Source organism: Acinetobacter sp. Lyrl_1 (assembly GCF_051948795.1).
Taxonomy (GTDB): Bacteria; Pseudomonadota; Gammaproteobacteria; order Pseudomonadales; family Moraxellaceae; genus Acinetobacter; species Acinetobacter towneri.
This window is the reverse complement of sequence record NZ_JAYJLK010000007.1, coordinates 65,771-86,474: the sequence shown is the minus strand read 5'-3', so window position 1 is coordinate 86,474 and position 20,704 is coordinate 65,771. Positions and strand designations below refer to the sequence as shown.

Annotated in this window: 20 protein-coding genes; 8 read left to right on the top strand and 12 right to left on the bottom strand. The window is 41.9% G+C overall.

Annotation, left to right across the window (positions count from 1 at the left end):
• Positions 1–133: 133 nt before the first annotated feature.
• Positions 134–784, bottom strand: coding sequence for an orotate phosphoribosyltransferase (pyrE, locus tag VF675_RS04520; protein ID WP_096901637.1), 651 nt, complete (start codon positions 782–784; stop codon positions 134–136).
• 39 nt (positions 785–823) lie between these two features.
• Here pyrE and VF675_RS04515 point away from each other — a divergent pair, with 39 nt between their 5' ends.
• Complete coding sequence (locus VF675_RS04515) at positions 824–1,642, top strand: exodeoxyribonuclease III (protein ID WP_179988755.1); 819 nt, start codon at positions 824–826, stop codon at positions 1,640–1,642.
• Between the two features lie 545 nt (positions 1,643–2,187).
• Positions 2,188–2,535, top strand: coding sequence for a Spx/MgsR family RNA polymerase-binding regulatory protein (locus VF675_RS04510; protein WP_026438350.1), 348 nt, complete (start codon positions 2,188–2,190; stop codon positions 2,533–2,535).
• A gap of 95 nt (positions 2,536–2,630) precedes the next feature.
• Here the strand turns inward: VF675_RS04510 and VF675_RS04505 are convergent, their stop codons facing one another.
• Positions 2,631–3,068 carry a DUF2147 domain-containing protein gene (locus VF675_RS04505; protein WP_004974208.1) on the bottom strand — a complete coding sequence of 146 codons (438 nt, stop codon included), beginning with the start codon at positions 3,066–3,068 and terminating at the stop codon, positions 2,631–2,633.
• A gap of 154 nt (positions 3,069–3,222) precedes the next feature.
• Here VF675_RS04505 and VF675_RS04500 point away from each other — a divergent pair, with 154 nt between their 5' ends.
• On the top strand, positions 3,223–4,134 hold the full coding sequence (locus VF675_RS04500; protein WP_440204845.1) for an alpha/beta hydrolase: 912 nt from the start codon (positions 3,223–3,225) through the stop codon (positions 4,132–4,134).
• 134 nt (positions 4,135–4,268) lie between these two features.
• Here VF675_RS04500 and VF675_RS04495 read toward each other — a convergent pair whose 3' ends face one another.
• The 6 genes from VF675_RS04495 to VF675_RS04470 all read right to left on the bottom strand — a co-directional run bounded on the left by VF675_RS04495 (position 4,269) and on the right by VF675_RS04470 (position 9,545).
• On the bottom strand, positions 4,269–4,832 hold the full coding sequence (locus VF675_RS04495; protein ID WP_440204844.1) for an FMN-dependent NADH-azoreductase: 564 nt from the start codon (positions 4,830–4,832) through the stop codon (positions 4,269–4,271).
• Positions 4,833–5,009: 177 nt separating this feature from the next.
• Entirely contained in the window at positions 5,010–5,687 is a 678-nt protein-coding gene (locus tag VF675_RS04490) for a glutathione S-transferase family protein (RefSeq protein WP_440204843.1), read from the bottom strand.
• Positions 5,684–7,576, bottom strand: a complete 1,893-nt coding sequence (gene dsbD / locus VF675_RS04485; protein ID WP_440204842.1) for a protein-disulfide reductase DsbD — start codon at positions 7,574–7,576, stop codon at positions 5,684–5,686. The genes VF675_RS04490 and dsbD overlap by 4 nt, the downstream gene beginning before the upstream one ends.
• Positions 7,577–7,685: 109 nt before the next feature.
• The gene (locus tag VF675_RS04480; protein ID WP_440204841.1) at positions 7,686–8,456 is read right to left on the bottom strand and encodes a transporter; all 771 of its coding nucleotides are present in this window, start codon (positions 8,454–8,456) and stop codon (positions 7,686–7,688) included.
• A gap of 16 nt (positions 8,457–8,472) precedes the next feature.
• Positions 8,473–9,015 (bottom strand): ankyrin repeat domain-containing protein, encoded by a 543-nt coding sequence (locus tag VF675_RS04475; RefSeq protein ID WP_440204840.1) that lies wholly within the window; start codon positions 9,013–9,015, stop codon positions 8,473–8,475.
• A gap of 164 nt (positions 9,016–9,179) precedes the next feature.
• Positions 9,180–9,545 (bottom strand): HPF/RaiA family ribosome-associated protein, encoded by a 366-nt coding sequence (locus tag VF675_RS04470; RefSeq protein WP_004974190.1) that lies wholly within the window; start codon positions 9,543–9,545, stop codon positions 9,180–9,182.
• A 548-nt stretch (positions 9,546–10,093) separates the two neighbouring features.
• Here VF675_RS04470 and VF675_RS04465 point away from each other — a divergent pair.
• The 4 genes from VF675_RS04465 (at position 10,094) to VF675_RS04450 (ending at position 14,213) form a co-directional block, all read left to right on the top strand.
• A complete protein-coding gene (locus VF675_RS04465) occupies positions 10,094–10,822 on the top strand; it encodes an outer membrane protein OmpK (protein WP_440204839.1) in 729 nt (242 codons plus the stop codon).
• Between the two features lie 176 nt (positions 10,823–10,998).
• Entirely contained in the window at positions 10,999–11,781 is a 783-nt protein-coding gene (locus VF675_RS04460; protein ID WP_096901625.1) for a sulfite exporter TauE/SafE family protein, read from the top strand.
• A 176-nt stretch (positions 11,782–11,957) separates the two neighbouring features.
• Positions 11,958–13,373 (top strand): SLC13 family permease, encoded by a 1,416-nt coding sequence (locus VF675_RS04455; protein WP_440204838.1) that lies wholly within the window; start codon positions 11,958–11,960, stop codon positions 13,371–13,373.
• 138 nt (positions 13,374–13,511) lie between these two features.
• Positions 13,512–14,213 carry a phospholipase D family protein gene (locus VF675_RS04450; protein ID WP_004974184.1) on the top strand — a complete coding sequence of 234 codons (702 nt, stop codon included), beginning with the start codon at positions 13,512–13,514 and terminating at the stop codon, positions 14,211–14,213.
• Between the two features lie 76 nt (positions 14,214–14,289).
• On the opposite strand, the gene parE is transcribed toward VF675_RS04450, so the two are convergent.
• Together parE and VF675_RS04440 are read right to left on the bottom strand one after the other, a co-directional pair.
• The gene (parE, locus tag VF675_RS04445; protein WP_004974183.1) at positions 14,290–16,170 is read right to left on the bottom strand and encodes a DNA topoisomerase IV subunit B; all 1,881 of its coding nucleotides are present in this window, start codon (positions 16,168–16,170) and stop codon (positions 14,290–14,292) included.
• Between the two features lie 14 nt (positions 16,171–16,184).
• Positions 16,185–16,769, bottom strand: coding sequence for a YqiA/YcfP family alpha/beta fold hydrolase (locus VF675_RS04440; RefSeq protein WP_440204837.1), 585 nt, complete (start codon positions 16,767–16,769; stop codon positions 16,185–16,187).
• 308 nt (positions 16,770–17,077) lie between these two features.
• Here VF675_RS04440 and VF675_RS04435 point away from each other — a divergent pair, with 308 nt between their 5' ends.
• On the top strand, positions 17,078–18,409 hold the full coding sequence (locus tag VF675_RS04435; RefSeq protein WP_004974178.1) for an alpha/beta fold hydrolase: 1,332 nt from the start codon (positions 17,078–17,080) through the stop codon (positions 18,407–18,409).
• A 142-nt stretch (positions 18,410–18,551) separates the two neighbouring features.
• On the opposite strand, the gene VF675_RS04430 is transcribed toward VF675_RS04435, so the two are convergent.
• Both VF675_RS04430 and gshA read right to left on the bottom strand, forming a co-directional pair.
• Positions 18,552–19,085 carry a disulfide bond formation protein B gene (locus tag VF675_RS04430; RefSeq protein ID WP_004974176.1) on the bottom strand — a complete coding sequence of 178 codons (534 nt, stop codon included), beginning with the start codon at positions 19,083–19,085 and terminating at the stop codon, positions 18,552–18,554.
• 18 nt (positions 19,086–19,103) lie between these two features.
• A complete protein-coding gene (gene gshA, locus VF675_RS04425; protein WP_096901506.1) occupies positions 19,104–20,681 on the bottom strand; it encodes a glutamate--cysteine ligase in 1,578 nt (525 codons plus the stop codon).
• Between the last annotated feature and the right edge of the window lie 23 nt (positions 20,682–20,704).

The window sequence follows — 20,704 nt, the reverse complement described above, 5'->3', positions numbered from 1 at the left end:
GTGATTTAAAAATACAAAATTTGTCTCACCCCTCAGTCGGGCTTTTTTATTATTTATTACATTTCATTATATTATTAAAAATCAAACTGAATAAAAGCGAAAAGGAAGCTCTCGCTTCCTTCTCCAAAACAACTTAAATCCCATACTTCACACGGTACGCTTCCATTTTCGCCAAGGCATCTTTTTCACCTTTAGCATCCAAATAATTCATTAAATCTTTCATGGTAATTAAAGCATGCACAGGAATTTCCAACTCTTTTTGCACTTCCTGAATAGCAGACAAATCGCCCTGACCTTTTTCTTGACGGTCTAAAGCCACCAATACGCCCGCAATTTGTGCGCCTGCATTTTTCAAAATAGTCACCACTTCACGAATAGCCGTACCCGCAGTAATCACATCATCAATAATCCAAACTTTTTTGCCCTCAACCGCAGCACCCACCAACACACCGCCTTCGCCATGATCTTTGGCTTCTTTACGGTTAAACCCCCACGGCACACTTACGCCATGATTTTGCGATAAAGCCACTGCTGTAGCTGCCACAAATGGAATACCTTTATAGGCAGGCCCGAATATAACATCTACATTTTTGCATTGCATGAGTTGATCTGCATAGCCCGAAGCCAATAGCGATAAAGCTTCGCCATCATTCAACAAACCTGCGTTAAAAAAATAAGGACTCACACGACCCGATTTTAAAGTAAACTCACCAAATTTAAGCACACCACGTGATAAGGCGAGTTCGATAAAAGCTTGCGGGTTAAATTGAGCTGGCGATGTCATGAGGTGCTCCAAATTAATACATTGAGGTAAGACCTGAGCATGATACCAAAGAGTAGCTATCCGAGTGATCAAAAAATTCTTCGAGTGGTTTCAATTAACGTCAATGGGTTGCGTTCATCGGTAAGCAAAGGCTTACTCGAATGGTTGGAAAAGTCTGAAGCAGACGTGATTTGCATGCAGGAAAGCCGCATCACACACGCCCAATGGACCGATAAATTTAAGCCAGAAGGCTGGCACACGCATCTTTTCCCTGCAGAACGCGCAGGCTACGCAGGGACAGCTATTTATAGCCGTTTGCCGTTTGTTTCTGTGCAAAATGGTTTAGGCTTTGAATTGGCCGATTCTCAGGGTCGCTTTATCAGTGCTGAATTTGATGTAGGACTGGATCACCCAATTTACATCTGTTCACTGTATTTGCCTTCTGGCTCTTCAGGTGAAGAAGCCCAAATGCGGAAAGATCACTTTTTAGAAGAGTATCAAAAAATTCTAAAACAGTGGCGTGAAGACAATAAATCGATCATTGTCTGTGGCGATTACAACATCGTGCATAAGCGCATTGATATTAAAAACTGGTCGGGCAACCAAAAGTCTTCAGGTTGTTTGCCGCATGAACGTGCATGGTTAGATCATATTTACAATGATTTGGGCTATGTTGATACCTTCCGTGAAGTGCGCCATGAAGCGGAGCTGTATTCTTGGTGGTCAAATCGCGGGCAAGCCCGTGCCAAGAACGTTGGTTGGCGGATTGATTATCATGCTTGCTCACCCGATTGGAAAGCACGCACTGTCAATGCTTGGGTGTATAAAGACGAATGGTTTAGTGACCATGCCCCTGTGATTATTGATTATAAGATCTAATATTCACACAAATTTCACAGCCTATATGAGTGAACAATTGTTCACTCAACTGAGGTTCAATTCGCACATAATCTGTCGACTTTGTGTATTTATCTTCAAGTCGATTCAGCGCATTATTGCATCACGGCAAAGGGACAGTCAGGATGACACAAAAGGATTGGAAGCCGAAGGATGGAAAATAAACTAACTGGTTTTGGTTAGTTTCAAGGATGTAACAATGGACGTTAAAATGAGACCCGCATAATCAGGATGATTAAATGCGGGTTTTCTCTTTTTATCATCTTATTTTCTGTTTTGCGCTGTTACTGTTGTTCTTCACTGTATTTTTTATTTTCACTAAAGTCTGTTCTTATCAAGTTTTTCATTTTTTTCTGTTTATGCGTCCCATTTTAGAGCGATCAAGTGTCAATTTGGTGACATCGGTATGACGTATTGATGACACATACCATTTAAACAGCCAATCATTGTTCACTGCAAGTTTCTAGCACTTAGCGCTGTTTTGGGCTAGGCTATAGCCAGTTTGATGATATTAACGTGAAAAAAATATGTTAAAAATTTATGGGATTAAGAACTGCAATTCAATGAAAAAAGCCTTCGATTTACTCAATGAATTGGGGCTAAGTTATGAGTTTCACGATTATAAAAAACAAGGGATCGATGCCGACACTGTCAAAAGTTGGTTAGATGCGCTTGGGCAAGATGTAGTACTGAATAAAAAAGGCACCACTTGGCGCAAACTCAGCGAAGCAGAACAGCAAGCTGCTTTGGCCAGTGAAGCCAACTTAATTGAAGCACTTTGCACTCACACCAGTTTAATTAAACGTCCTGTCTTAAAAACTGAATCAGGCTTTATTGCGGGTTTTGATGAAGCGGCTTATCGTGCTTTAGGTTAAGTTTAAAAAAATACCAATAAAAAACCTGCTCACATGGAGCAGGTTTTTTTATATCCTGTGCAATATGATTTCAACTGCACAGGTGGAATACATGCTTAGTTCGCACGAATCCATGTTTGGTTACGACCCAATGCCGCTACACCAATGAAACCACGCAATTCCAGTTTCTTACCACCATCGGCAAGTTTACCTTTTAGCTTGTAGGTTTTACCTGTTTGCGGGTCAAGAATTGAACCACCATCGTAGCTCGTGCCGCCTGTATTTTTCAGACCGCGAACAATGGTCAAACCTTTGAGTGATTTGTTGTGATACGGACCTTCACATTTTGTACAGGCATTTTCTTCACCAGGCGTTAAAATTGACTGAATGCTTGCGGTTAAAGTTCCATTTTTTTGCTCAGTAAATCTTACCGTGGCTTTGGGTTGTTTGGTTTTGTCGTCAATTGTTTTCCAAACTGTGCCGTTAAGCGGATCTGCAGCATTGGCCAAAGCGCTTAAACCTAACAGCCCGAATGCAAGTGCAATTTTTTTCATTGTTTTGTTTCCCTGGTCTACTATCAGACAACTTTATTATTAAAAAGTCACAACAAATTTGCAATTTTTGAATGTGACCGTTTAGTGTACCCTTGTAAATTATGTTGGTAAATACACAAATATCCGATCAAATAAAGAACAAGATGGAAAAATCATGAAGATTAACCTCATGTGGAAACAAATTATTACAGAGCAGTTTTTAAAAACCACCATTCGCAAACCAAGCCAATTTAATTTACCCCCCAATTCTGTACGTTTTGCACTAGAACAAATGTGCCGTTTATTTCCCATGCAAAAGTCGGTGCAGGTACGCGCGCTGCGTTTAGCAGGTCTGCATGCCGAAGAATTAAAACCACAGAATGCTGCAACACAGCTCATTTTTCATATTCATGGCGGGGCTTTTTTTCTGGGTTCGTTAAATACCCATCGAGCATTTTTGAGTCAAGTTGCGGCACGCACCCAAATGCAAGTGATTCATGTCGATTATCCGCTTGCACCTGAGCATCCTTTTCCACATGCTTTGGAAGCCGTGTTTGATGTCTATCAAAGTCTGTTGGCGCAAGGTATACACGCCAAAGATATTATTTTGTCAGGAGATTCTTGCGGTGCAAATTTAGCGTTGGCGCTAGCTTTAAAAATACGTGATGAGCAATTGCCGCAAGTGAGTGGCTTAATGCTGCTGTCACCATTTTTAGATTTAACCCTCACCAGTGAATCCTTGCGTTATAACAGCAAGCATGATGCCCTGCTCTCGATTGAAACACTGGAAACAGGCATTGATTATTATGTACCGTCTGAACTGGATCGTGCTGCGCCACAAATTTCACCCTTATTTGATGATTTACACGACTTGCCCCCTATTTTGGTACAAGTTGGCTCTAAAGAAATTTTGCTGGACGATGCAGCCCGTTTTAAAGAAAAAGCTGAACAAGCAGGGGTAGAAGTACATTACAAACTCTACACCGGCATGTGGCACAATTTCCAAATGTTTTCGCCATGGTTTGATGAAGCCAAGCAAGCTTTGGCAGATTTGGCTGAATTTGCTCATCTGCAAGATCAAAGCTAAATTTGAAATTAAGCTAAAACAGTTGATGGCGTCATTGCTGCTCTATGCGCGTACACGGAGTTTTCAATAAAACTGACAATAAAAAAGCTTAGCACCTTTAATGTACTGAGCTTTTTTGTTGGGAAAAATACAGCTTAAATTGCCTGAATTTGTTGCAAGGCCTTAGTAACGGCCTGATCTTTAAATTCAGACATACTCACGCCTTCCGCACGAATCACTTGCACATCATTCACGCCTGTAAAATTGAAGATGGTTTTTAGAAAATCTTCCTGAAAATCTGCAGGGCTGTTATCACCGTAGACACCACCACGGCTACTGGCGATATACGCTGTTTTCTCACCCGCCAAGCCCACAGGGCCTTGCTCAGTATATTTAAAGGTTTTGCCTGCCACACTAATGCGGTCAATCCATGCTTTCAAGGTAGAAGTCAAACCAAAGTTATACATGGCTGCACCCACGACCACGACATCGGCATCTATATATTGCTGGATAATTTTTTCACCCAAAGCGGCTTGTTCTACATCTTGGCCCATTAAAATTTCGGCAGTTAAATGCGGAATCGGTTGCTGTGCCAAATCTAAATAATCGACCTGCGCATGGGCATGTTTCGCAGTCAGTTGTTGCACAATGGCCTGACTCAACTGACGTGAAACTGAATTTTCACCTAAAATACTGGAGTCGATATGTAAAATTTTCATGGCTGCATCTCAATTCTTTATTCATTCAATAACGCTATTTTAATCTTTGCGCTAAATTGAATAATCTGGAGAATTAAGACACTCTGTTTTATTTTTGGAACAAAATTGGCAAGATCGCTGCGCCACAACCCACTTTGGTTATGCAATAGCTACTCCAAATTTACACGACTACTCCATTCAGACTTGGCTTTGATAAGGTTCCAAATAATTGACCCACATTGGCTCTTGTAAAGCTGCTTGCATCCAAGCCTGCATAGCGGGATGCTGCATCACCAGTTGCATATACTGCTGACTTTCTGCGCTCACGGGCAAAGCATAAGTCATAAAACGTGTCACCACAGGGGCATAAAAGGCATCGGCAATGCTGAATTCACCACATAAAAAGCCACCTACAATTGGGCGTGTTGCCCAAATCTGTTCAATGCGAGCCACATCCTGCCTCAAACCTGCATGTTCTTGCCATAACTTTGCACCCACCTCTGCTAAATTAGCGCGAATATTCATGCCGCATAAACTGCGTAAATCGGTAAAACCGCTGTGCATTTCTGCGCTGATGCTACGCGCCCAAGCGCGTTGCTGTGCATCACGTGGCCAAAGTGCCTGTTCAGGATATTGCTCTGCCAAGTATTCGCAAATGGCGAGAGAATCCCAAATCAACATGCCCTGATCTAATAAGGCAGGCACTTTACCATTGGGGTTAATTTCTAGGACACGTTGTTTAAAATCGCCCTCGCCACGCTCGCAGGGAAAGTTCAGTTGTATTTCTTCAAAAGCCAAGTCAAACGCCTTCAGTACCAACCACGGGCGCATCGACCAGCTCGAATAATTTTTATTGGCAATATACAGCTGCATCATGGCGATGACTCCTGTGTGGTTTGAAGTTGCTGCAGTTGATTTAACAAAGTGCTCTCGTTAAATGCACCTGTTAAACGCAGACTGCGAATTTCTTGTTGTTGTGCATCCAAAAATAAAAAGGTAGGTGGCCCTAAAATTTCCCATTGATTCAACAAGGCTTGATGACTGGCATCGTAATGGCTTAAATCGAGTTTAATTAAATAAAATTCTGCAAGTGCCTGTTTCACGGTGGAGGATGTCAATACCTGCTGTTCAATCGGACGGCACGCCACACACCAATCGGCATAGACATCTATAATCATGCGCTGATTTTTCGGAGCTTGGGCAAGCAACTGTTGTAATTCCGTTGCAGTCGTTGCACGGTGCCATTCTAAAACCGCATCGTTTTCCTGCTGCCAAAAACGCTGGCTGTGTTGATATTGGTTATAAATCAGATACGGCACCACCACCAATAACGCACTCAGATAAATCGCCCGCAGCGTACCATGATAGCCACTCAAACGATGCAGCACATAGCTGACAAAACCCACTCCAAGTGCCAAACTAAGCCATTGCATCCATGCTTCACCCAATAACGGACGAATAAAATACAATGCCAATGCCAACATAATAAAGGCAAACAGCACTTTGACTTGATGCATCCACAAACCTGCTCGCGGCAATACTTTTGCCCCAAGCACACTGGCCAACAATAACGGCGTACCCATGCCAAAACCGAGTGTAAATAGTAGTAACGCACCCTGTATCTGACTTTGGGTTTGGGAAATAAACAATAATGCCCCTGCTAACGGCGCAGTCATACACGGCCCAACCAACAAGGCAGATAACATGCCCATTAGCGCAGCACCAGCTAAATTACCGCCCTTTTGCATAGATTGCGCCTGATCGAGTCGATTGACCCAAGCACGTGGTAACTTGATTTCAAACAAACCAAATAGGTTTAAAGCAAACAGCACAAATAACAGGCTAAAGGCAATTAAGGTTGCAGGCTGCTGCAACCAACGCTGAAAATTCAAACCTGCTGATGACGCAATTAATCCCAACAGCGCATAGACCATGGCCATACTGCAGACAAAGACCAGTGCAATCATCCATGCTTTGATGCCTTTGTGTTCACGTACCAATAGGGAGGTCAAAATGGGCAACATCGGCAAAGAACACGGGGTAAAAGCCAGCAGCAGCCCCAATCCAAAAAATAATAGCAAGCCATAGGCCAACGAGCTTTGTGCCAGTTTTTCAGACCACTGCTGATCTTGTGCCGTTATAGGTTGTGCAGCTTCAGGGCTTGTCTGCAAATCAGTTGGAGAATTGGCAGGTGCAGTTGAAAATCCTTCACGAGTGGAACTACTTTGCCCAGCCCAAATACTTTTTTGTGATGCACTTTGATTTTCTAAAATGACCAAACCTGTGTTATCGGTCTGGAATTCTATACGCTGCGGTGGATAACAAATCCGATCTTGGGCGCACCCTTGCCAAGTCACTTGATAGTGCTGCGCAGCTTGGGTGGGAATTTTAAAACTCACCTGCCGATAATAAACTTGAGTGTGTCCATAATTTTCATCATAAACATCTTCTGCGGGAGGCAACTCTAAAGCCAGTATTTGCTGTCCATGCTCAACCTTAAATTGATGCTGATACAAATAATACTGTTCAGGCATGTTCCAGCGCAGTTCTGCCTGATGCGAATCTACAGATTCAACACTAAACTGAAAGGCTTTTTCAGGCGGAAGTAATGGCGTTTCTGCCTGCACATTCAAACTGAACAGCAACAGCCAACCCAACAATAAAATACGCACAGCTTTATGCAAATAGTGACTCAGATGATAAGCCACGCCTCGAATCACTGCATTTAACTGTGCTGCACTCGGCTGAAAAAAAGGCGGTGTCATCTTGTTTTAGCTGCCTCCGCATACACTTTGTTGTTATTGAATAAATGCAGCGCGTGAAATCACTGTTTACACGCGCTACATTTTGAGTTGTTGTTTAAGTGCTGTTCACTTAAAACAGGAACGACATCCCTAAACCTGCACGGTAACTTTTATCTGCACCGTCTAAATCTACACCAACACTGGCATCGAGTTGGGTCCGCTCATTCAGTGTATAAATCAGCCCTGAACCCAAACCATATTCATAGTCCTGACTTTCTGCTTTGCGATACACCAACTCAGAAAAACCCGACCATTGATCATTTAAACGGTATTGAATATTTGGAATCGCAGTTGCCGCCCAATCACTATTTTGCACCGCATAACGCATAGTGATGCCCGTTTTTAATAAGTCGCTATATTGATAGCTCACCGCTGTGCTTAAACTGTAAATATCGTCATGTTCAGTAAAACCGTCATTGCCTGTGGCAATTAACGCTTCTAACAATACCGCCATCGACAATTTATCGTCATTTAAATCAATCGCTTGTTTTAGGCCAATGCTGACATCGCCTAAACCATCCTCTTCAACTGATTGACCTGCGGTTTTGCTTTTGCTCCATGCAGGACCTTGCCAGCCCAATTGCAACTCTAAATCTTGCGCCAAACCTGTACGTAACAGCATGTCAGCATTGAGGCGAGTGGTTTTAACTTTTTCACCCAAAGCATTGTTGCTTTCCTGATAACTTGCACTTGGCAAAGCTTGTTCCCAAGCCAATTTTCCTTCAGGGGTGATGCCTGTGCTCATTCCTGCACCAGGACGATCAAATTCAAAAGCGGTTGCTCCAACCTGCATGCTGATCGCTGCTGCCACCAGAATTCCAACTGTTTTTAATGCTGACATATTTTTATCTCTGCGGTTAGGCCAATTCTTTGCTCATTTTTGCGCCATGGCGACGCAACAATTCTAAAGTCTGTTGTTCTTCTGGCAAAGCATCAGACCATTGAATTTCATCAAAATCACAATCAAACAATAAATCACTGATTGAAGATAAAATAGTTAAACCGTCTTCATCTTTGGTATTTGGATCAACTTTTTCATCTAACAGACGTTGTACGGCAGGTGCACATGCAGCACTCGCAGCATCCCAAAGTGGGCCGTAGACTTCTTCGGCATCCCATAAATGCAAATTCACTTTGGCTTGAATCAAGGCTTCTAAAATATCTAAATGGACTTGTAAATCTTGTTGTTTTTGCTGATCACTTAATGGCTGACCCGCCTCATAAGCTTCACAAATTTTTTCCCACCATTGAAATAAACCGTCAGACCAGACTGAAATTACAGGGCCTTTTTCGGCATCCATAAAGTTAGGGTCTAAACCGTCTGCCAATAGGCGTTGCACTTGGGCAAGGTCTAATTCTTCTATTGCTTGCACCAAGACTTGTTGTTGCGCAGTTAACATGCAGAGAGCTCTCTTATTCAATGTTTAATTTAGAACTATTATGCCCAATAAAGCGACATTTGTATGAGATAAATGTCAGCAAATCGTGAATTTAGTGCATTGGCTGCATGCAAACACAAAAAAGCCCCGCAAAATTTGCGAGGCTCTTGGAATCTGTCTGATCCTTATTCGTCGTCGCCACCAACATCTGTATCTACAAATTCTGGGCGAGCACCACGAGGATTCTCATTTTTCTCAAACGCATGTTCTAGGCTGCGTTTTAAACGGTCAATCGCACCATGAATTGCAGTATCAATGTTGTGACCACGATGATTTACAACCACTGGTTTTAAACCTGCTGGACGGGCTTCAATCATGCAACGGATGTCATCATCACCGCCTTTTTCCCCATTTTCATCACTAAAATGTACTGAAAAATGGGTAATACGCTCACTGTGGCGTTGGAATTCATTATTCAGTTCTTCACGAACGTAACTAATTAATCGATCACTGTTTTGAATGTTTTTATCGGTACGGATTTCAATATTCATGATTTCATCCTCTTGCGTTCGTTATTTCTGAATCTTGTTGTGCCAAAATCTTACATATAATTTTATACATATACGTTTTAGCGTGTTTATAATGTACTGTTTTTACAGCATAAAGTACATCTTCAACTTAGTTTGGAATAACTTCCTCCCGTTTGAATGATGAACACTTTTAAGTCTGCAGAACCGTGTCCCTATACCTTGAATATCGGGCCTATCTAAAAAATATGCAAGCGATATTTATAGAAAAGCAGCAAAAGAATAACCCTTTTATCACCAATTTCAGCTTAGATGTTCAATAAGCGATCAATTTGAGTGGCAGCATAATGTTCAATCTATTGCTTATAAGCAACTTGATGCTTTTAAAGGATTTAATCACACCTGCAATATTTTGCTTTGCATTTTGACCATTGTTTTCAAATTGCTTAAAAAACACTCAAACAAAAAACTGATAAAAAACACCCAAAAATGACCCGTCAATAATCGAATTTTGCTTTATTTTTGCTAAGGAATCTGTATCCTTGTAACGCTTTTATTGGGGGTCTTATTTCATGAAATTTACACACATTGCTGCGCTATGCGCTCTCTCCACTGCTGCAACTTTTACGCAAGCTGCACCGATTTGGCAAGATTTTAGCTTAACTGGTCTTTATGGTGAAAACTATGCTCATCCAATTAACATGGTTGATGATTTAGAGCAAACCACAATTACAGCTGAATACGCTGCTGGTTTAAAATACGGTGACTTCTTTGCCTTTGCTGACCGCACCAATAATGATCTTAGTGGTAATGAAACTTACTTTGAAGTTGCTCCACGTTTAAGTTTGGGTGCTGTTTCTGGTCAAAAACTTGCCTTTGGTCCAATTAAAGACGTTTTAATTGCAACGACTTGGGAGGGTGGTGAAGGCTTTAACAATTACCTATACGGTATTGGATTTGCTTTAGACATTCCATATACCCAATATGCAAATGTAAACTTCTATAAAGTAGAAAATGATGACCAAGAAGATGATTATCAAATGACCATCAATTATGCTGTTCCATTTAAAATTGGTTCAGAAGAGTTCTTGGCCGATGCTTTCCTAGACTGGTCTACGGCAGAAGATGACCATGCCAGCGAATTGAACTGGACATCTCAATATAAATGGAATGTGGGCAAACACATTTCACCAGATACCAAACTATACGTGGGTATTGAACATTCTGTTTGGAACAACAAATACACCATTAAAGGTTTAGACGAACACAATGTTAGCGCATTGGTCAAATACCACTTCTAAGCCAGCCTCATGGCTATTCAAAAAAGCAAGACTTCAGTCTTGCTTTTTTATTGGTCGTTAAAATAATTTTCAATCGTTATACATTGCACACCACCACGCAACCCATTTGTACTTGGTGCAAAACTCCGCTACATTGAGTTAAATTTCAAATAAAAAGCAATGTGAACCCCCACAACATGCAAAAAACCGATTTCATTATTCTGATGTTTTGTGCGATTGCTGCAATTTTGCATGGCATGAGCGGTTTTGGTTTTCCTATGCTCAGTACGGCTGCGGTGGCGATGTTATATCCACTCAGTACTGCGGTTGCTTTGGTTCTGATTCCCTGTTTGCTTCTCAATATCTACATGCTGCGGGGCGATGCCACACAATCTATATTCAGCAGTTTATATGGCTACTGCAAAAAATATTGGGGTTTAATCTTCAGTGCGCTGATTGGCAGCTATTTGGGCGTCAGTTTGCTGCTCATTCTGAACGAAGGTTATTTAAAATTGGCAATGGGCGTACTGATTTTATTGTACGTGGCCGATCAATTTCGACAACGTCCTTTGCAAATTTCTGCCTCACTCAAAAATATGCTGATTTTTGGTTTGCTGGCAGGTGTGATTGGTGGTGCGACCAATGCCATGGCACCATTTCTAATGATGTATTTACTCAGCACTCAACACAGCAAAACCGATATTGTGGTGATTAGCAACTTAAACTTTATTATTTCCAAACTCATTCAATTGGCAGTTTTATATCCAGTAATTCAACAGTTTAGCCACATACAATTAAAAGTTTTAGCCCTGATTTGTATCATCTCTATGCTGATGGTGTATATCGGCAGTCTGATTCGTAAACAAATTTCCCAGACATTATTTAAGCAGATTGTATTTACGTTATTGGGTTTTATGGCACTTTACGCGATTGCTCAAGGATTATTCATCATCCAAACATCACCTGCTTTATTGATATAAATCAGACCAATAAACATAACAAATGGAAAATTATTTAGATTTTTTTTGGCTTAAATAATTATTTACACCTATAATTAAGACCAGCTTAAAAAACAGTCTATTCAGACTGCTTCGGTCGTTTGCATCGACCAATCTTCCCTCTTTTCTTTTAATTCCTTTTGACGGAGTGAACTTCTATGGAAAATAACCATATAGAAGTGCCAGCCAATATTAAGCGAAAAGAACTGATCAAGACCTGGGTGATTGTTGCAATTGCAGCCCTGCTCTCTTTCGGTTTATACAATGTCTTGCCCTATGATGAAAATGCAAATAAGGGTCTAAGTCTGTTGCTTTTTATTGGTATTTTATGGCTCACCGAAGCTGTACACATTACCATTACCGCGCTTTTGGTGCCGGTGCTTGCCGTAATTTTGGGCATGCCTGTAGAAAATGCCAGCAAAGTGCTTGAGCCAATTAGCACCAGCAAGGCATTGGCGACTTTTGCCGATCCTGTTATTTTCCTGTTCTTTGGTGGTTTTGCTTTAGCGACTGCACTGCACATTCAGAAACTGGATCGTAAAATTGCGATGTGGATTATTTCCATGTCGGGCGGTCACTTGGGGATTTCGGTTTTATCTATTTTTATTGTCACTGCTGCGTTGTCGATGTGGATTTCCAACACAGCCACGGCGGCGATGATGTTACCGTTGGCGCTGGGTTTGTTATCACACCTCGATGCCACTAAAGAGCGTAAAACCTTCGTTTTCATTTTATTGGGGATTGCCTACTCTGCCAGTTTAGGTGGTTTGGGTACGTTGGTAGGTTCGCCACCAAACGCTATTGCAGCCAAAGCGTTAGACTATGACTTTGCTGACTGGATGAAAATTGGTTTACCAATGATGCTGATTTTGCTACCAGCAATGTTGGTCAGCTTATATTTGGTATTGCGTCCAAATTTAAATCAAAAAATTCATTTTGAAACTGAAATAATTCCTTGGACCAAAACCCGTGTTGCAACGATGATTTTATTCGTATGTACTGCAGTGGCGTGGATTTTCGGCAAGAAACTTAGCGAAACCTTTGGTATTAGCCAACCCGATACATGGACTGCATTAACTGCTGCATGTTTAGTGGTTATGCTAGGTACTGCGTCTTGGAAGCAAGTGGCTGAAAATACCGATTGGGGCGTGTTATTACTGTTCGGTGGTGGTTTAACCCTCAGTGCGATCTTAAAAGATTCAGGCGCATCTTTGGTATTGGGTCAAACCCTTGCCAATACCTTTGGTGATACTTCGCCATTGGTAGTGATTTTTGCGGTGACCATCTTCATTATTTTCTTAACTGAATTTACCAGTAATACAGCGTCTGCTGCGTTATTGGTTCCTGTATTTGCTGCAATTGCAGACCAAATGGGTATTCCAAAAGAAATTTTAGTGGTGATTATTGGTATTGGTGCATCGTGTGCCTTTATGTTACCTGTGGCAACGCCACCAAATGCGATTGTATTTGGTACAGGTCAAATTAAACAAAGTGAAATGATGAGTGTGGGCATGGTGTTGAACGTCATGTGCGTATTTATTATTTCATTATTTGTATATTGGTTCTTTAGTTAAGGATCAATAAAAAAATGGAGCACAAGATGCTCCATTTTTTTCGCCTCAGTTTTAGAATATTTTTAATCATCAAATCATTACCTAAGTAAATTCGCTATACTCGAAACATAATAATTTAGACACGATGAGGAGGGTTAAATGGCTAAGTTTTTAAATACGAGCGCGACCAATTTTTTCTTAGAAGAACTGATAAAAAATGCCAAAGAAAGGTTAATTTTAATTAGCCCATATTTACGTTTAAATGATCGTATTAAAGAATTACTTGAAGATAAAGATCGACTCAAAATTGATATTCGAATCGTTTATGGAAAAAGCGATTTACATCCTGATGAAATAAAATGGATGCAAAAACTTGATTTTGTTCGGCTCAGTTTTTGTAAAAACTTACATGCTAAATGCTATCTCAATGAATCTGAATGTATTATTTCTAGTCTAAATCTTTATGAATTTAGCCAAATTAATAATAACGAAATGGGCATTTTGATTCGCAAATATGAAGATCAAGATGTCTTTAAAGATGCTTATGAAGAAGCGCAACGTATTATTCGTATTAGTGATGAAGTTAGAATTAGTTTAGATGAAGTGAAAGCCGAACCAACCAATGAATCTGTTGAAGAAACCAATGACAATAATGTTGGTAAATTAACATCATCTAAACTTGCAGCAAAACATAAAATGAAAACCAATGAATTGTTGGCTCATTTTACCGAAAAAGGCTTATTAAATATCAATGATGCTGGAAAGCACATACTCACTCAACAAGGCAAAGACGTAGGTGCAGAATTTAAAACCAGTCAATATGGTGGATATTTTTTATGGCCTGAAAATATTGAATTATAAACACCAATCAAAATTACAATAAAAAGCATCCATTACTTTTTTGAAATAATGAATGCTTTTTCTAAATTAAATCAGCTTAAACCGCCAAATCGGCTAAATTACCTTTTTGCTCTAACCACACTTTACGGTCTGCAGAGCGTTTTTTAGCCAGCAATTTATCCAATAAACCTGCGGTAAAATGACTATCATCCAAATCGAGTTGCACCAAACGGCGTGTATTTGGATCCATCGTGGTTTCACGTAACTGACTGGCATTCATTTCACCCAAACCTTTAAATCGGGTAATTTGCGGATTTTTGGTTTTGGCTTTTTTCAGCGTGTTTTCTAACTCATCTTCATCCAGCGCATAATGCACATCTTTACCGTCATCAATACGGAATAATGGCGGCATGGCGACATATAAATGCCCATCTTCCACCAAGCTTGGGAAATGCTTCACGAACAAGGCACACAGCAAAGTGGCAATGTGTAAACCATCCGAGTCGGCATCAGCCAAAATACAAACCTTACCATAACGCAATTCAGATAAATCATCACTGCCCGGGTCAACCCCAATCGCAATTGCAATATCGTGTACTTCCTGCGAACCCAAAACCTCGTCCGAAGATACTTCCCACGTATTTAAAATTTTTCCGCGAATTGGCATGATCGCCTGAAAGTTTTTATCACGTGCTTGTTTGGCAGAACCACCTGCGGAATCACCTTCGACAATAAACAGTTCCGATTCTTCACGGGTTTGTCCCACGCAATCTGCCAATTTACCTGGCAAGGCTGGGCCTGAAACAATTTTTTTACGTTCTACTTTTTTCGCTGCTTTTAAACGACGACCAGCTTTGGAAATTGCCATTTCTGCCAGCTGCATGGCAATGTCAGAGTTTTGGTTTAACCACAAGGCAAAGGCATCTTTGGCAATATTCTGCATAATGCTTGCCGCTTCACGGCTCGATAAACGCTCTTTGGTCTGCCCTGAAAACTGCGGTTCTTGGAACTTTAACGATAAAATGTAGTTGACCCCATCCCAAACATCTTCGGCAGATAGCTTTAAATTACGCGGCAATAAATTGCGTAATTCACAGAACTCACGTAACGCATCGGTCACACCAGAACGTAGTCCATTGACATGCGTACCGCCTTGCGCAGTCGGAATCAAGTTGACATAACTTTCTTGAATTTGCTCGCCGCCTTCTACATTCCAGCAAATTGCAAACTCTGCACTGGCACGCTCTGCCTCACCTGTCGCCACAAAAGCAGGGGCAGGTACAATCTCTCGATCTTCCAGCTCATCCATCAAATAGTCGACTAGACCATTTTCAAACTGCCAGACAATTTTTTCATCGTTAATTTCATCAATGTAATGAATTTCTAAACCTGCAGCCAGTACCGCTTTGGCTTTTAAATTGTGTTTTAAGGCTTTTAGCGCAAATTTAGGTGAATCGAAATATTTAGCTTCAGGCCAGAAATGTACCAACGTACCCGAAGCACGTTTTGGGGCTTTGCCTTCCAAGACTTCTAAAGGTGCAGCAGCTTCGCCCTGATCAAAAGCCATTTTATACAGGTTGCCCTGACGCTGTACGGTCACTTCAACCCGACTGGACAAGGCATTCACTACAGAAATACCGACCCCGTGCAAACCACCCGAAAATTGGTAGTTGTCGGTGCTGAACTTACCGCCTGCATGCAGCTTGGTCAGAATAATTTCAATCCCGCTTTGCCCGTATTCTGGGTGAATATCGACAGGCATACCACGGCCATTGTCTTCTACCGACAAAGAGCCATCTTTATAGACTTTTACGGTAATTTTATTGGCATGCCCTGCAAGTGCTTCATCCACCGCATTATCAATAACTTCTTGCGCCAAATGGTTTGGACGTGTGGTGTCGGTATACATGCCCGGGCGACGACGTACTGGATCTAAACCAGATAAAACTTCAAGAGATTGAGCGGTATATTGAGACACGTTGTACTGTTTCCTTAAGCTAGGGAATCCGATAAAAATTGCAGTAACATCGGAATTTTGTCTGCAAAATCATCCATGGCATGATTGCCGTGCGCTTCAGTCATGATCATGGCCGAAGGTGAGGCAGCACTATAATAACGCTGCGCTTCACGATAATCCAAAACTTCATCGCCTTGTTGCAATAACACCAATATTTTGTCTGCATCTTGCGCAACTGGCAACGCAATGTCTGCTAAGTCATCCAATTGCGCTGCAGTTAAGCTCCAGTTCGGATGTACCACATAGGGCAGCACATCGCCAAACAAGTCCTGAAACAATTGCCATGGTCGCATAGCAGGGTTAATCACAACAGCAGGCACATGATGCTGTGCGACCAGTTGTGTCGCATAAAAGCCGCCTAGACTGCTCCCTACCAACGCCACGTTCGTCAAACTTTGAATCAATCCCGAAACGTTTGCTAAGACCTGTAAAGGCGGGGCATTTAAATCGGGCAAATGCATCTGAATACCAGGGCGATGCTGCTGCACATAGGCATACAATAGCTGCCCTTTCATGGACAAAGGACTGCTCTGAAAACCATGTAAATAAATTAAATTCATGCGTGACATTTCTAAGTAACACCATTCAATTTTTGGCTGATACAGCACTTATTTTGCGTTTTTAATTTAATTTTCATGGAAAAATGCAATTGTTAGACAAAAAGATGCGAACATCTTGGCATTCATCGGTATTTTACAAGTAGTTCAAGATGAACACGATAAAATAAAAGTATCGGGTTTGGTGACAATTCATCTAAAAATTTACAGTCCTGTAAATTCATGAAATGCCAACAGACCCTTGAGTTTATACCGCGAACCCAAGTAAAAATAAAGCGTTCGGTATATGGGAACACAAGGGGCAACACAGTATGCCAAGTTTAACACCGCTGCATGAAACCTATTGTAGATGGGACCGTACACCTCCAAGTCAGGCCGATATCTTAGAAGGCTTGGCACAGTTGGTCAGCACGCGCCTGAATGCCGTGATGAGCGAAGTGATTCAAACCATTCAGCGTGAAGTTTTGCTCAGCGTATTTGGCATGAGCGAACAACGCTCGCAAAAGTTTCAAAAAACCGCGACTTTTCAAAAGCTGTATAAGTTTGCCTTTCACAGCTTACAACAATACGGCTATCACTTTGTTGCGCCAGGTTTACGTCAAATTATTGCGCAATTTCCCAACTTACATGACAAAGCACTCACACCAAGCCTGCATTTTTTAGTCGGTGTACTGAATGGCGTATTGGGAGATTATCTACTCGAACAGCAAAATCCGCTCGCCTTACCTATGGTGCTCTATGACCATTATGGCGAAGTCCAACAAGGCGATTTGTCTGGGCGTGTGGTGATTTTTGTGCACGGTTTATGCCGCAATCACCTCGATTGGACTACACACCAATTTGGTGGTTTTGGTGAAAAATTACTGGCACAACGTGACCATAACACCATGTTATATCTGAATTACAATACAGGGCGTCGCATTTCTGCCAATGGCCGCAGTCTTGCCAATACCTTAGATGATTTAATTCAGCGTCATCCTAAAATTACCAGTATTGATTTAATTGGGCACAGCATGGGTGGCTTGGTGTCGCGCAGTGCGCTGTTTTACGGTAAGCAAAATTTGCAGCACTGGATTCACTTGGTCGAAAATCTGGTCTGCTTGGGTTCACCACATCACGGGGCTGTTTTGGAGCGTTTTGGTTTCCATTTACAGGAAAAATTAGGTCGCTTTCCTATTGTGAAAATTGTCGGGCATTTGGTCAACATTCGCAGCAACGGCATTTTAGATTTGCGCTATGGCAGTGTGCGAGATGATGACTGGGAACATAATCAGGCACGAATTGGACAGGTCGATGACAACCGCAAACCTGCACCTTTGCCAACCCATATTAATGCTTATTTCGTGGCAGGCAGTATTGAGTTCGAGAAAAAGCAGAACCTGACCCGCAAAGTCATTGGCGACTATTTGGTCAGTGTAAAAAGTGCTTTGGGGGAGCACCCTAACCCACGGTTTCAATTAAGACTGCCTGAATCACACAAAGCTGTGTTCTATGGTCTGAACCATTTTCAGTTGCAATATCATCCGAGTGTGGCTGAGCAATTGGTGAAATGGTTTTATCCTGCGCATGAAGAAGTGCCAGAGCAGCAAATTCGTGAGTTTATTGGTGATTGGTCAAGCTTAGAAGGCATCGCGCTCACCTAACATAGTCTAAACAGTTCAAAATACGCTACAACACGATGATTTTTAGATGGATTTTCAACAGCCCCTAAATACACAAATAAAAAAGCGCCATCTACATTGAGATGGCGCATTTTTATCAATTCAGTGAGCAAGTAGCCCGAATTTATTTTTTCTTCACTTTGCCAAATGTAGTCGATGCCACAAACGGATAGTTACGCAGCAATTGCCATAAACTGATGAGTGCCAACACGCTAAAGAACAGCAATGACCACACGGGTAAAGACTGCCCCAAGAACGTCCAATCAATCACAGCACATTCACCTGAACCCGACAGCACTTGTTGCAACACAGCTTTCATGGGTAAAGCATCTACCAAATAATCCAGTCCTGGGCCGCAGCTTGGCACTTGATCAGGCGGTAAGTTTTGCAGCCAAACATGACGTGCTGCCACACCCACCGACCATAAAATTCCAATACTGCCGAACAGCGCATAAATACGCTTAACCACGTTAGATTTAGGGTTATGCACAAAGGCAATCAGTGAAACCAAGCCCAATGCAATTAGGCCCACCCGCTGAAAAACGCACAGTGGACACGGCGCTAAACCTTGCACATGCTCCAAATACAATGCAAATGTCATCCCAATGACACTGGCTAAAAATAAAACACCACTTAGCAGACGATAACTCAATTGCATGTTTAAATCCCTGAACTGTTATCTATATTGTGCGACATAGTCTGCAAAACTCAGACCTTGTGCTTGTTCAAGTTGTTGTTGTTGCTGAATAGATTGCACTGCAATTTCATCAAAATATGTTTGTGTTTCAGGACGAAGCGTATGTTGTTCATACGCATGTGCATGTTGCTGTGCCATATAACTGCCAAAGCCCCACGTACCACCATGACGAATAGTATCGGCAATCATGTGTGCCGACAGAGTTTCATCGACTTCATGCAAACGCACCATCATGCGTTCTAAAGCTTGAGAATACAGCTGCGTCGCATAACTTTGGTCGAGTAAAGCAGCCAAAGGTTGCATGGCGGTGACATACTGCTGTCCCCACGCTTCAATTGGGGTTTTAACATCGCTCTCTTGAATGTGCGCATTTGGCGCACGCCCACGATTGACCACTTCGGCCTGATTTTTTTCGATGATGCTTTGTTCCGCATCTAACAAGGCTGGGCTGTCTTGCAACAAACAATACAATGCTAAGACTTCCAAAAAGCCTGCGGTATGTTCATCTATCCCAATTGGGCTATACGGATTAACATCTACCGCACGTAATTCGACATAACCAATACCACGATTGGCAAGTGCTTGAGATGGGGTTTCACCTTCTTGTGGTACTTGTTTTGGGCGCACCAAACTGTAGTACTCATTTTCGATTTGCAGCACATGGTCATTAATTTGAATTGGCTCACCCGTAGCATCATCTAAACCTAAGCGGCTAAATGGCAAGTACGGGGTTTTCACGGCTTTTTGCAAACCATCTAAATAACCTGTTAAGTCATTGTAATGAATACCAAGTTTTTTCTGCGCCGAGTTTTGATAGCCAAAGTTACCCATACGCAACGCAGTCGCATACGGTAAATACAACGTGCCTCTTAACAACGGCAACAAATGATGTTCACGCCCTGTCATAAAACACTGACAAACCGATGGACTCGCACCGACTAAAAACATCACCAATGGCGTTAAACGAATAAAGTTACGAATTAAACCTAAATAACGATGACTACGATAATCTTGCAAACTCAGTGCTTTGAGCTGCTCATCACTTTCATGTTGTTGCAAGGCGGCAAATAAATGTTCAGGGAAGGATAAATTATAATGCACCCCTGAAATGGTCTGCATACGGCGACCATAGCGCACACCTAAACCACGGCGATACAAGGTTTTAAAGCGCCCAATATTGGAGCTGCCATATTGCGCCAGTGGAATACCGTCATCGGTTTCATCGAGCATACACGGCATCGACAGCGGCCAAAGTTTTTCACCTTCGCCTAAGTGCTGATGCACCACGCTATGAATATCTCGCAAATAATCAAGCGCGTGTTGAATGCTGCTTTGCGGTGGAGTAATGAACTCCATCAACGCTTCGGAATAGTCCGTAGTAATATGCGGATGTGTGAGTGCCGAACCCAAGGCTTGAGGATGTGCTTGCTGCGACAAGAAGCCATCGCTTTGCATACGCAGACTTTCGCGTTCAATCCCGCGCAACATCCCTTGAAGCAACGCAGCGTCTACCCATGTTGGTAGAACATCTTGCGCATTTGGTTCGGGTTGACTCATTACACTCTCGCTTAATCCAATAC